Source organism: Paenibacillus tabacirhizosphaerae (assembly GCF_040812395.1).
GTDB lineage: Bacteria > Bacillota > Bacilli > Paenibacillales > NBRC-103111 > Paenibacillus_E.
The window spans coordinates 198898-212511 of record NZ_JBFNXH010000004.1; the positions used below are offsets into that span (position 1 = coordinate 198898).

Sequence of the window (13614 nt, forward strand, 5' to 3'; positions counted from 1 at the left end):
ATACTAGGAGGCCAGAAGTACAGTCCGCTCGCCGCTCAACTGCAATAAAAGCTTTACTGGCGCCACTCCTCAGGCAGCAGACGCTGATACAAGGGCTGCAAGTAGCGGTCATCGATAAGCAGCAGGACACCGCGATCCGTTTCGGAGCGGATCAGCCGGCCTCCGGCTTGCTGCACTTTGTTCATGCCGGGAAAAACATACGCATACTCGTAGCCATTTTTGCCGATGCGGTCCATATAAGACTTGATGATGTTACGCTCCGGACCGAGCTGAGGCAAACCGACACCGACAATCGCTACCCCCGTAAGCCGATCGCCAACGAGATCGATGCCCTCAGAGAAAATGCCGCCCAACACAGCAAAACCGACTAGCGTATCTCCGCGATTCGCTGCAAAAGCCGCAAGGAAGCCTTCCCGCTCCTCTTCCGGCATCTGCGTTTGCTGTATAAGAATCTGCAGCGGATTTCCAATCCTGTCCGCACCTTCATCAGCCAGCTCCGTAAATGCCTCATAAATGCTGCTCATATAAGCATACGATGGAAAAAACACCAAATAATTGCCCGACCGTCCAGCGACCAGCTCGTAGATTGCACGAGCAATAGGCTCTCTGCTGCGCTCGCGATCCTGATAGCGCGTAGAGATAGGCTGAATGATTACCTCCAGCTGATCCTTAGAGAATGGCGACGGTATGGACACGGAAAAATCATCTTCGCCTGCCCCCAGTGTGTCCATGAAATAGGACAAGGGCGAAAGGGTCGCCGAGAAAAACACATGCGCCCGGTACCCCTTCCCCGCCTGCTTCAGCAGGTGGGAGGGATCGAGGCAGAACAACTTAACGGTGACCTCGCTTTTCACGCACTCGGTAAATGTCACATAGCGCTCATCATACAGCTTAGCGATGCGGACAAAATTTTGCGCACGGAAATACGTATCAAGCAGCAGTGCATTCGGCTCACCTGAACGCGATGCGACTAGCTCTCTCTCCGCCACAGCAATGAACACTTCAAGCAGGTCGATGAGCGCCTCCGGCAGACCATGTTCAACCTGCATGTTACTCTCGCCAAGCTGCTTGCGCATCGCGAGTAAATGTTGGTTAACCGCCTTCGCAGCCTCATGCAGCTCCATCCGAACAGCCTTGGACTCTCGCTGCACATTCAGGAAATCCGACTTTTGCAGCGCACTTGAATACATATCCCGTGCCCTGTCCACTAAATTGTGCGCCTCATCCACTAAGAGCGCCGTCTGCCGCTTCTGCTCCTCGAACAATCGCTTCAAATTCACTCGTGGATCAAAAATATAATTATAATCGCAAATTACCGCATCTGCCGCATAAGCGACATCCAGCGAGAATTCGAATGGACACACGCGATGCTTCCTCGCATAGGCCTCAATCACCGGACGCGTCATTGCCGTCTCCTGCCGGAGCAAATCGAGCACCGCTTCATTTATTCGGTCATAGTAACCGTCTGCGAATTCGCAGTGCTCCTTGGAACAGCGCATCTCTTCCTTCAAACAAACCTTCTCTTTCGCTGTAATCGTCACGACGTGCAGGTGCAGCCCCTTGGCACGAAGCAGCGCGTAAGCTTCCTCAGCAGCTGTACGGGTAATCGTCTTCGCAGTCAAATAGAAGATACGCTGCAGCACGCCTTCACCAATAGCTTTGACTGAGGGGTAAATGGTCGATATCGTCTTGCCGATGCCTGTCGGCGCCTTGGCAAACAATTTGTGTCCATCCGCAATCGTTTGGTACACAGCACCGGCAAGCTTGCGCTGCCCTTCGCGATACGCCTCAAACGGGAACGGAAGCTGCTTGATGCTCTCATTTCTGCGCCGTTCATGCTCTCTTCTCGCGTATGCGTAAGGATGAAACTTCTCCACAACATCGTGCACGAACTGCTCAAGCTCCTCGAATGAAACCTCCTCTATAAACCGTTTGGTCTCTTCCGTCTCCACCTGCACATAGGTGAGTTGAACATGAATCCGACTCAGCCCCTGATTGGCGGCTACCATGTAGGCGTAACACTTCGCCTGCGCCCAGTGGACAGGATAAGAATGCTCCGAGATCATCCCGATGTCCGACGAAGTCGACTTGATTTCATCTACCGTCACGACTCCACTTTCCGCATCGAATAGAAGGCCGTCACATCGCCCGTCAATGACAAAAGGGAGCCCCCCATAAGCAATCTCCGCCGATACATATACTTCGCGTTGATCCTGTTCGCCGTATTGTTTTTGCACCTTCTGATGCGCCCTAGTGCCCTCGGTCAAAGTCGTGCTAGTCCGAAATCCGGACTCCATACTTCCGCTGCGGTGCACATATTCAACTAGCGAGCGCACAGATATATGGATAGCATCCTGCGGTTCCTTTAAATCCGTCATCACTGATTTCTCCGTCCAAGAACATTTGTTCCTTATTGTATCACGGCAGTCGATTGAATTAAAAGGGAGTTCTTTTCCGCAAGAATTTGCAAGGGATATGTCTGCGGTTATAACATTGCCAAACTTCCAAACTGATCATTACTTTAAACACTTGCCTTAGCTGACGATATTCCGAACATGTTAAGCATTCTAGTTTTGTAGATACAACAGAAAACAATGATTGGAACATAAATCGCTCTGCTGCACCCGCTCTATTTCTGCCACTGAAACGGTGTCGTATTGAAAAAAAGGTTCGGGTTGGCCTGCACATTGTGTGCCCAAAAGGTGAAGTGCAGGTGCGGCCCTGTTGAGAAGCCCGTCGTGCCGACAAGACCAATGATGTCGCCCACCTTAACCCGATCGCCCGCTTTCACGCGCAGCTCGGACAGATGGGCGTACTGCGAAAACAGCCCCATCCCATGGTCGATATAAATGGAATTGCCTGTGAGATACAGAGCGTCCGCCAGCGCCACAACGCCATCGTTCGTCGCCTTGATCGGAGTGCCCTCCTTGGCGGCCAAATCAATAGCCATATGAGAGCTGTCGTATTTGCCGTTCACATACCGCGTATATCCATATGGCGTCGTCAAAACTCCTTCGATCGGCTGCACGAACGGCCCGCTGAACAGAAACTCCGGCTCCGATTTACTGCGCGCCAGATCAATCTTCTTCTGATCGGCCTGGATGCGGCCCGTGTCCTGCTTCATGCTCTCCATTTGCTCCGTCACTTTCAAATACTGCGTATCGAATTTCTTCGCTTGAATTGTCAACGTTTCATCGCTAATCGGATACTTCCCTGGCTTCGCCTGCATCGTAATAGGTAAATAAGTAAAATAGCCCGCCCCAAAGGGTTGAAGTGTGTACGTCTTGCCTAGCCAAGTCACACTGCCCGGCTCGTCGCGCCGAACAAGCACCACATCTCCCGGAGAAGCGGTATCCGGCACAAGCTTCCACTTGGACCCGATGACCGCTTTCGCAATGTCCGCCGATGCATAGAGCGCCACTTCCTTCTTCAGTTTCTGAAGGCGGTCTTTTTCCTTCAGTAACGCATCCTTTACCGCAGGCGTTATCTGCTCATTCCACGTTTGACCGCCATCCGCCGTTACGAGCAGCGGACTCTTGACGTTCGCAGCATCTTTGGGATCTGCCAGAAGCGCCCAACCAATCCGGGCAGTCAGGAACTGTGATTGCTTGACCGGATACGTCCCCGTATCCATTGTGATCGCAAGCGGGTTATCCGTAGCATTCGAACTTCCTGCCCCTAAGTTCATCAGCTCATTAATCACTTTGTCAACTGCTGTTGTACTCGATGGGCTCTCGCTTGGCAGAACACCACCCGCATCCAGCCAGGTCTCTCCTCCGTCCTCCGTCTTCACCGTGCCGTCCGCATAGCGAACCCAGCCGTGGTCGAAATCCGTCATGCGGAATTCGATAGCTTCTCTTGGCGGCGGCGTAGGCGTGGGTGTTGGCGTCACCACAGGAGACTCAGCCTGGCGTACATACGAGGAAATCACGGACCAACGTGATTCACCTATAAATACAACCAAACAAACAGCCAATACAAATGAACTAAGCAGAAGAAGCCAATGGGGCTGCTTTCGTGATTTCACGACACATTTACCTCCCTAGCCAGATTGACTTGTCCCTCTTATGTATATGCGTCTATATTAACATACAAAACCCGGAGACATCAGCGTCTCCGGGTTCCTCTTACTTTATATTTGCACGCCCTTTTTGAGCGTCTTCTGATCTGCGTTTGTGTTATTCACCAAAGGAAGCATCTTGACACTACGAACCATGGTAGACTGACACAGATGACAGGTCGGCACATGTTCGAATGCAAAATTATCCCGCATCCAGCCTTTACAGCCTTCTTTTTCACAAGACCATATCGTCACATTTTCTAGAGGCATCTCTTCAAGCGACTTTTTTCTGGAATACATGATAAACCTCCTTTAATTGAAAAAACTGCCCTTATACTTGTTAAGGGCAGTTTTTTTAACTGTTATTACAGTTTTACAACGTTTTCTGCTTGTGGACCACGGTTGCCTTGAACTACGTTGAACTCAACGCGTTGGCCTTCGTCCAAAGTTTTGAAACCTTCGCCTTGAATTGCGGAGAAATGTACGAATACATCGTTGCCGCCTTCAACTTCGATAAAACCGAAACCTTTTTCTGCGTTAAACCATTTAACTGTACCTGTTTGCATTGAAAATACCTCCAAAAATTTATTAACATGTTTTTTTATTCTTCAACAGAAAAAAATTCACACATTACAAAAGGTTCCATCACACAATATTAACCCTTTGTAATATGTGAATTCAGGTTCTTTGTCGATTGATTTCATCTTACCACATCAATTTTGAAAACGCAAACTTTATCCACGCTAAAACAAAAAGAAATATTGCCCACCTTTTATCAAGTAAGCGGTTACTGCTTATTCACGCTTTCCACCTGACTTCCTGCCTCCCCAACTTTGGTCTAGGTTCCCACTTAGTCTCCGGACCGTTTGCCGTCCATTTCCTCAATCGTACAATAGAAACATGAATTACCGCATAGCCTAGGAGGGTTTATTTTGTACAACATCTTAGTTCAAACAGAGCTGATGCTCTTGTTATTTTTTACGATTATTGCATGGATTGCCGGTGTAAAAGCTTCTCGGTTGCTTTACAGTCGAGACGGTGAACGCATGCTTCGCAAATCGCGCAAGCTGCTCTTCTGGTCTTGGTTTCTTGCCTTTCCAGCCGCAGCGATTGGCGGTGTTGCCTTTTGGATGCAGCGTTCATTCGATCCGTTATTTTGGCAAGACCGGCTGTACATCCATACACCGCTCGTTGTGGTGCCTATACTAGCCATCTGGTTCGTAGCCGTCCCTAAGCTTTGGAAGCTGCGGAGAGCACTTAAAAAGGCAGTTTCTCTAGAACCAACTGAGGGGGCTAGCGCTTCAATAGAAACTTCGATATACCAAAGCGCTGCTCAGCCAGGACTCGTAATTCCGTTCCAAATGTCTGCATTAGGCGCTCTAACCGCCTTATATTTCGCTTTAGTCCCGCAGATGCCTTTCCAGTGGCTGTCCATTTCGATACCGTTAGCCGCGTTCTTGCTGGTCACAGCAGGTCTGTGGTGGAGACACACGCTTCGCCATAACATGGTGGGCAGATCCGATGTCTACACGCCTCCCGCGTTCTGGAAACGCGCACTCACCACGCTAGGTGTATTAGCTGTGATTGCCGCAGCAGTAGGTTTCCTTTTTAATTTTGCCATGAATAAAAGCTATCTGCCTGCAGAACTGAATATGGCCAGCGGCGTTACTGACTACGGCAATCAGACAGCTTCAGCTGCTATGCGTGCCAATCATCGCCATGGGGATACCGTCACCAATACGACATATTCGTCAGCCAAACTCGTATCTGTAACCGAGTTGACAGGACCGCAGACGGAAACGCCGGATCGCCAGTATACGCTAACGGCTCAAAAACAGACCGCCAAGCTTAGCTCCGGCAAGGAGGTAGAGGCTTGGACTTACAATGGCCAAATTCCAGGTCCTGAGTTGAGAGTGAAGAAAGGGGAGCTCGTTGAAGTCACCCTCGTGAACCAAGACATCGAGCAGGGCGTTACCTTACATTGGCACGGACTCGATGTACCGAATGCGGAGGATGGCGTCACAGGGGCCACGCAAAATGCTGTCATGCCAGGCGAGACGCACACTTATCGCTTCCGCGCTGAACAAGTCGGAACATTCTGGTACCATTCACATCAAGACTCCCAGGAAGCTGTTAGCATGGGCTTATTCGGATCATTGATTGTGGAACCCCAACAACCGGCGATTCAGACGCAGGAGAAAGATATCACCGTGCTAGCGCATAATTGGAAGAGGGGAGGGCTCGCCATTGGCGCAACTGACACCGTCGAACGCATGAACATAGCTCCGGGAACACCGGTCCGCATGAGACTCATTAATACCGATGATTGGGTGAAGCAAACGTACACGCTAGTCGGCACGCATTTCGAAGTGGCAGCTATTGACGGGACTGATTTAAATAAACCCGATGTGCTTGCAAACACGCACTTGGAGTTAGCCTCAGGGGGGCGTTACGATATTACTTTCATCATGCCGGAGCACCCCGTATTCCTGAGCGTCGATAGCAGGCGTGATCTGGGGATTTTCATGACCCCTGACGGCAATGGGGCCGTCCCTAGTATTCCGGCGACGACGGCGTTTGAACCGCTGCGGTATGGTCGTCCCACTGCTGCTGCCTTTGGAGCAGATAGCCAATTCCCCCGGGAATTCACGATGATTTTAGATAATAAACTTGGCTTCTATGATGGCCGTTTCAATTATCTCTATACGCTGAACGGCAAGGTTTTCCCGAATACGCCGATGTTCATGGTGCAGGAAGGCGATTTGGTGAAGACCACCATCGTGAATCGCAGCAATGTGGACCACCCGATGCATCTGCATGGTCAACATGTGCTTGTGCTGTCGCGGAACGGGGAGCCATCAACTGGCAGCCCCTGGTGGTCGGATACGTTAAATGTGAGCCCCGGCGAAACGTATGAAGTAGCTTTCATAGCGAACAATTCCGGATTGTGGATGGATCATTGCCATAATCTCACGCATACCACAGCAGGAATGTCCATGCATCTCTTGTATGAAGGCATCACATCGCCTTTCTCTGTAGACAACAGCACGCGCAATCATCCGAGTAAGAAAACCTGACATCATATTGACAATTGTTTTCTTTCCGCTTACGCTAGAGCTAACTAAATACCAACTTTCGTATAACCTTAATAATTGGATTAAGGGTCTCTACTTAGAAACCGTAAATTTCTAGCTACGAAAAATGTGCGTCTCAAGCATATTTTTCATAGCTAGTTTTTTTATGTCTTGAGAACCATACAAATAAGGATAAGGAAATAGGAGGTTCGTACGATGGCAAATCTGTTAATTAAACATGCGGAAATCATCACGATGAACGGCGACGGCGACATCTTTACAGGCGATATCTTTATTGAGAATGATCGGATTTCGGCGATCGGCCCTGATCTGAATCCCCCGCAAGTCGACAAAACCATCGATGCGAGGAATCGTACGATCATCCCTGGCTTCGTTCAAACCCATATTCATCTATGCCAGACATTGTTTCGAGGGAAAGGTGACGATCTGGAACTGCTGGATTGGCTAAAAAAGAGGATATGGCCGCTCGAAGCTTCCCACGATGAGGAATCCATCTACTACTCGGCCATGCTCGGGATCGGCGAACTTATTCAAAGCGGCACAACAACGATTGTCGATATGGAAACCGTACATCATACCGACCATGCTTTTCAAGCGATTGCCGAAAGCGGCATCCGCGCACTGTCCGGCAAGGTCATGATGGATAAAGGCGACGAGGTCCCGTTCCCCCTGCAGGAGAAAACTTCTGAGTCGCTTCAACAAAGCGTTGATTTGCTGGAAAAATGGAACGGACACGACGACGGCCGCATCCGCTATGCGTTTTCTCCGCGGTTCGTCATTTCCTGTACGGAAGAGCTTCTGCGCGAAGTCCGCAGCTTATCGGAACAGTATAAGGTGAACGTGCATACGCACGCGTCCGAGAACCTCGGTGAAATCGAAATTGTGCAGGCCGAGACCGGCATGCGCAATGTCGTCTACCTCGATCATCTCGGTTTGGCCAATGAGCGTCTCATTCTCGCCCACTGCATCTGGCTCGATGAGGAAGAGAAACGAATCATTCATGATCGTGGCGTTCATGTCAGCCACTGCCCAGGCTCGAACTTGAAGCTGGCTTCGGGTATCGCAGAGACGCCCGAGATGCTGAAGCTTGATATCTCCGTCAGCTTAGGCGCTGATGGCGCGCCTTGCAACAACAATCTCGATATGTTCAACGAGATGCGTTTAGCCACTCTGATCCAAAAACCGGTCCACGGCCCTACGGCGATGGACGCGAGAACGGTGTTCCGCATGGCGACCATTGGTGGCGCTAAGGCGGTCGGCATGGAGAAGGAGATCGGCAGCCTCGAAGTTGGCAAGAAAGCCGATCTCGCGATTCTCGATCTGAACAACTTCCACGTCTATCCGTCCTTCGACGTCGATCCCATCTCCCGCATCGTCTACTCCGCCACCCGCGCCGATGTAGAAACGACGATCATTAACGGTAAGATCGTCATGGAGAACCGGATCATGCGGACGGTGGATAAAGACATCGTCCTGCCGGAAGCGAACCGCTCGATCCAGCGTTTGCTCAAGCGGGCGAACCTGCGCTAGCCACGCACCTTCAGCGGGGCGCTGGGAGGGTGTGGAAGGACTGGTGGGGCGCCTAACGCGGATAGGAGGGACGGGACTGTGACTGGAGTGTGACGCCCATCAGTTGCATGTTGCACGTTGCATGTTGTGCCATCCCGTCTTTCCACGTTGGGACTAAATTTACATTTGTTGCTGTATCGTCTTTACGTGGCGCTACTGCATGCCACGTCTTGCGCTGCTTTACTGAGAGGAAGACCTCAAGAGGCTTTTATATTTGAATAATCGCTTCCTGTTATATGTACAATTCATAGTGTACATGTCCATAATCGGAAGCTTCAGTAGTTGGAGAAACTACAGTTGATGCATGAACTTAATAGGGAGGGATATTCCGCCAAACAGGGAAGCTGATCGGCGGAAACTGAATAGATAGCGACTGAATCGGCAGTGGTGGTGACTAGATAGATAAATTAGATAGATAGAATAGATAGATGGGTAGGTAGATGGGTTCGGAGATAGGGAGATAGAATAGATAGATAAATAGAATAGATAGCGACTAGATAGTCAGTAACTGTCTAAGATCAATGAACAGCATTTGAAAGGTAACAACGTGCTGAGCTGGTTAGACTTGTCTGAATTGGGTTTGTAGATGTCTCAGGAAAAGACAAATTAGAATATACAAGATTGCACGTATACTTCCTCTCGCTCACTCTCACTACACCCACGCACGGAGACTTAAACAGGCTATACAAATCATGAAGAAAATGCCTTGATCGGAAACTCACTAGAGAAAGAACCCCCTCAGATCGCACTACTTCGCCTGTAGCGGTCGTTTGGGCCCTTTCAGCCTCCAGGTTTCACACTCGAGGCTGGGTTGGGTAGCTGTAACGCCCTTTTCGGGCTTTACAGCAAGCATTCTCTTCGCTACTTTACCTGTAGCGGTCGGTTTGGACCTTTCAGCCTCCAGGTTTCACGCTGGAGGCTGGGTTGGGTAGTTGTAACGCCCTTTTCGGGCCTTACAGCAAGCATTCTCTTCGCTACTTCGCCTGTAGCGGTCGTTTGGGCCCTTTCAGCCACCGGGTTTCACTCTGGAGGCTGGGTTGGGTTGCTGTAACGCCCTCTTCGGGCTTTACAGCAAGCATTCTGTTCGCTACTTTACCTGTAGCGGTCGGTTTGGCCCTTTCAGCCTCCAGTTTCACACTGGAGGCTGGGTTGGGTTGCTGTAACGCCCTTTTCGGGCTTTACAGCAAGCATTCTCTTCGCTACTTTACCTGTAGCGGTCGGTTTGGACCTTTCAGCCACCGGGTTTCACTCTGGAGGCTGGGTTTGGGTAGCTGTAACGCCCTTTTCGGGCTTTACAGCAAGCATTTTCTTCGCTACTTTACCTGTAGCGGTCGTTTGGGACCTTTCAGCCACCGGGTTTCACACTGGAGGCTGGGTTGGGTTGCTGTAACGCCCTTTTCGGGCCTTACAGCAAGCATTCTCTCCGCTACTTTACCTGTAGCGGTCGTTTGGGACCTTTCAGCCTCCAGGTTTCACACTGGAGGCTGGGTTCGGTAGCTGTAACGCCCTTTTCGGGCTTTACAGCAGGCATTCTCTTCGCTACTTTACCTGTAGCGGCCGGTTTGGACCTTTCAGCCACCAGTTTCACACTGGAGGCTGGGTTGGGCGGCTGTAACGCCCTTTTCGGGCCTTACAGCAAGCATTTCCTTCGCTACTTTACCTGTAGCGGTCGGTTTGGACCTTTCAGCCTCCAGGTTTCACTCTGAAGGCTGGGCTGGGTTGGCTTGCTGTAACGCCCTTTTCGGGCTTTACAGCAAGCATTCTCTTCGCTACTTTACCTGTAGCGGCCATTTTGGCCCTTCCAGCCACCAGTTTCACACTGGAGGCTGGGTTGGGCGGCTGTAACGCCCTTTTCGGGCTTTACAGCAAGCATTCCCTTCGCTACTTTACCTGTAGCGGCCGTTCGGGAACTTTCCTTCGCTACTTCGCCTGTAGCAGCCAGCTTTACAACCCCTGCTCAAGCACCTTGCGCGTGATGTTGGTAACCATGTGCCTCGGGAATATGCGAGGAGCTTGAATCAGCAGCCAGTTTTGGAAACCGGGCACGACGTAGGCTTTTTTTCGCATCAACGCCTTGTAGCCGATCATAGCTACTTGCTCTGGATTCATGAGAGCGTCCGTTTTTGCGACTTTTTGACGGTCCATATTCGCGCTGCGGAAAAATTCAGTACCCGTCGCCCCGGGGCACAAGGCTGTCACGCTAACGCCTGTTCCTTTTAACTCATTGTTTGCCGCCTCGCTTAGATATAGTACAAAAGCCTTCGAAGCCGAGTAGTTTGCGCTTAGAGGGCACGGATAAAAGGAGGTTGTCGAACCGACATTAAGGATCTTCCCGTTTTTCCGCTTTACCATATCCGGCAGGAATAGCATCATAAGGTGGGACAGCGAGTTCACATTTAACTGGATAAGCGCTAATTCTGATTTGACATCCTGTTCATGAAGCGCCCCAAACGACCCTATGCCTGCGTTATTGATAAGAACATCTACATCAATGGATCTATTCTTCAACTCGCGATATAGCCGCTCTGGTCCCGAGCTTTGAGCCAAGTCAACGGGGATTATCAGCGTTTCTGCGCGGTACTGTTTTTCCAAATCCCGCGATAGCTCAATCAGCTTTTCTTCATTCCGTGACGCCAGAACAACACGATAATTTTCTTTAGCGAAAATCCTCGCAAACTCTCTGCCAATGCCGCTTGATGCGCCTGTAATTAGAACCGTCTTCATGAAATAAAAACCTCCTACAAGTTTATATTTAAATAATTAATCACTCAAACAATTAATTATTTAGTTATTTAAATCAATAAAAGAAGGCTTATTCAGCCTCATTTGCACTTTTCCATGCCATAATTTGTTCTGTCGTTTCTATAAAAGCTTTCAGCTGCAATACCGGCGCTTCAATGTCCAAGCTATAAAATATTTCCGTAGCTACTTTATTCGATGAAATCAAGCCCGCTTGCCGTAAAATCTTCAAATGGTGCGAAATCGCCGATCTGGACATGGGGGATCGTTCTACAATTTGGGCAACGTTCAGCGTATCGTGTTTCGTCAGCATCATAATAATATCGTGACGGACCGGATCGGCCAAGGCGAGAAATATTTCGCTGCATTCTCTCAATTGTTGGTGAACTTTAACCTCAAGCTGGGTCGTATCCTTGCTTGCCATCACTATCGTCTCCAAATCATCATGCAATCTCACGCAAATATTTGAAACAACTAAATAATTAGTTATTTAATTACAATATAAGGCGTTTGTTTGTAAAAGTCAATCCGTACAAGACCTCCGTGCATAAGCGCTCGAGTCGAGGTTCCTATTCATGCGTGGCGACCTCCTTGTAATCAGATGACTTACAGCTCCCTATTAAGTAATAAAGATTATCAGCGCCAAATGAGTTTGCACGCCGTTGCAGACCGTCTATTGATCCAGATTTTTAATAGAGGGAGGGAGTTGGCGTGCCCTGTTCTTGCTATAGTTCGTTCCAATAATGCCGACAATGACCAGAATCCCGCCTATGATATGGAAATAAAATAGCTTTTCGTCTAAAAAGAGAACGCCTGCCAAGACAGTCACTAACGTAGACAAATGGGTAAAAACACTGACTCTAGAAGCGTTCATTTTCGAAAGTGTATAGTTGGACAAAAGAGAGGATACAATCGAAGACAGAATGCTTAAATAGAGAATAGAACCGACAAATACAGGGCTGGCAAACGGTTCAAAATAGTGTGAAAGCGTCAGCGTGCCTGCCGATTGCTGCTGAATGACAGAAACGGCGTTAAAAAAAATAAACGCGAAGCCTTGCATGACAAAGGTAATATCCATGAGCGGAAACTGGCTGACCAACCTTTTGCCCAACACATTGTACCCCGCCATCGAGATCGCTGATAGGAGGAGCAGCAGAGCACCTGCCATATGAGACTGCTGCACATCGATGCCCTTCATGGCAAAGATATACACGACACCTGCCACAGAGAGGAGCATGAACAGCTTCTGAGATAAGGAAGACCGTTCCTTCAAAACGTAAGCGGCAAACAGCAGCGTGAAAATCGGTACTGTAGCTAGAATGATACCGCCCTCCGATGATGTGGCGTTCTGCAACCCATAAGCTTGAGTAGCGAAGAAGATTGCAGGGTACAGAAGGGCTAGGGGAAGGATTTTCAGCAAATCCTTGGGTCTTACTTTGAGCCGAACCCACTTCATGCTGATAGGTATCAAAGTGACGGCGAACCCTATCGTGAAGCGATGCGCTAATGTCTGAATTGGATCTGCTACTGTCATCGCCATTTTCACAAATAGAAATGATAATCCTATAATGATTGTGTACAGGATAACGGAAATGTACGCTTTTGTTGAAGATTGATGTTCCATGCGGCTGCACTCCTTCACGCGGTAGTTGATGGTATGCTCCCATCGTAACTGGTGCGGCAATCTGCCGCAATGCAAGAAAAACCCAACTGTACCGATACAGCTGGGTTGGCTTAGTTCCTTACTTCAACACATACTCCGCCAAGACGCTTTGCAGCTCGTAAATATTCAAGCTCTTATTGAACTTCTTCTCAATTGGCGAGTGCGTGGAGCTAATCCAAATTTTCATTTCGGCATCCAGATCGAATGTGCCTGCGGTTTCGATACTAAAATGCGTAATGCTTCGATACGGAATCGAATGAATCTCCATTTTTTTGCCGGTTACACCTTGCTTATCCACCAAAACAAGCCTTTTATTCGTAAAAATGAATAGGTCGCGGATGAGTTTATACGCTTTCTCGACTGTTTCCGTAGACGCGAGTATATGGGCAAATTCCTTGTTCACTTCCTGCAAATTCAGTTCCGAGGCGTTGCCCATCAAACCGCCAAACAATCCCATAGCATTCCCTCCCTCATATGCTTCTAATCCC

10 protein-coding genes and 1 riboswitch are annotated in these 13614 nt (G+C 49.3%); of the genes, 2 read left to right on the top strand and 8 right to left on the bottom strand.

What is annotated here, in order from left to right; all coding sequences use genetic code 11:
- Positions 1-53 precede the first annotated feature (53 nt).
- From ABRS97_RS09415 to ABRS97_RS09430, 4 genes are all read right to left on the bottom strand, one after another.
- Entirely contained in the window at positions 54-2378 is a 2325-nt protein-coding gene (locus tag ABRS97_RS09415; protein ID WP_367813176.1) for an ATP-dependent DNA helicase, read from the bottom strand.
- Between the two features lie 251 nt (positions 2379-2629).
- Positions 2630-4027 carry a M23 family metallopeptidase gene (locus tag ABRS97_RS09420; RefSeq protein ID WP_367813178.1) on the bottom strand — a complete coding sequence of 466 codons (1398 nt, stop codon included), beginning with the start codon at positions 4025-4027 and terminating at the stop codon, positions 2630-2632.
- A gap of 105 nt (positions 4028-4132) precedes the next feature.
- Entirely contained in the window at positions 4133-4360 is a 228-nt protein-coding gene (locus tag ABRS97_RS09425; RefSeq protein WP_367813180.1) for a cold-shock protein, read from the bottom strand.
- A gap of 65 nt (positions 4361-4425) precedes the next feature.
- Complete coding sequence (locus ABRS97_RS09430; RefSeq protein WP_150457885.1) at positions 4426-4626, bottom strand: cold-shock protein; 201 nt, start codon at positions 4624-4626, stop codon at positions 4426-4428.
- Between the two features lie 366 nt (positions 4627-4992).
- Between ABRS97_RS09430 and ABRS97_RS09435 the strand changes: the two genes are divergently transcribed.
- Positions 4993-7137 (top strand): multicopper oxidase family protein, encoded by a 2145-nt coding sequence (locus ABRS97_RS09435; protein ID WP_367813182.1) that lies wholly within the window; start codon positions 4993-4995, stop codon positions 7135-7137.
- A gap of 38 nt (positions 7138-7175) precedes the next feature.
- A riboswitch (purine riboswitch) is annotated at positions 7176-7275 on the top strand.
- Between the two features lie 75 nt (positions 7276-7350).
- Positions 7351-8685, top strand: coding sequence for a 5'-deoxyadenosine deaminase (locus tag ABRS97_RS09440; RefSeq protein WP_367813184.1), 1335 nt, complete (start codon positions 7351-7353; stop codon positions 8683-8685).
- A gap of 1983 nt (positions 8686-10668) precedes the next feature.
- Here ABRS97_RS09440 and ABRS97_RS09445 read toward each other — a convergent pair.
- The 4 genes from ABRS97_RS09445 to ABRS97_RS09460 form a co-directional block, all read right to left on the bottom strand.
- A complete protein-coding gene (locus tag ABRS97_RS09445) occupies positions 10669-11448 on the bottom strand; it encodes an SDR family NAD(P)-dependent oxidoreductase (protein ID WP_367813186.1) in 780 nt (259 codons plus the stop codon).
- A gap of 88 nt (positions 11449-11536) precedes the next feature.
- The gene (locus tag ABRS97_RS09450) at positions 11537-11887 is read right to left on the bottom strand and encodes an ArsR/SmtB family transcription factor (RefSeq protein WP_367813187.1); all 351 of its coding nucleotides are present in this window, start codon (positions 11885-11887) and stop codon (positions 11537-11539) included.
- A gap of 249 nt (positions 11888-12136) precedes the next feature.
- Positions 12137-13087: a DMT family transporter gene (locus tag ABRS97_RS09455; protein WP_367813189.1), complete on the bottom strand. Its 951-nt coding sequence runs from the start codon at positions 13085-13087 to the stop codon at positions 12137-12139.
- A gap of 118 nt (positions 13088-13205) precedes the next feature.
- The gene (locus ABRS97_RS09460; protein WP_367813191.1) at positions 13206-13583 is read right to left on the bottom strand and encodes a PH domain-containing protein; all 378 of its coding nucleotides are present in this window, start codon (positions 13581-13583) and stop codon (positions 13206-13208) included.
- Positions 13584-13614: the final 31 nt, after the last annotated feature.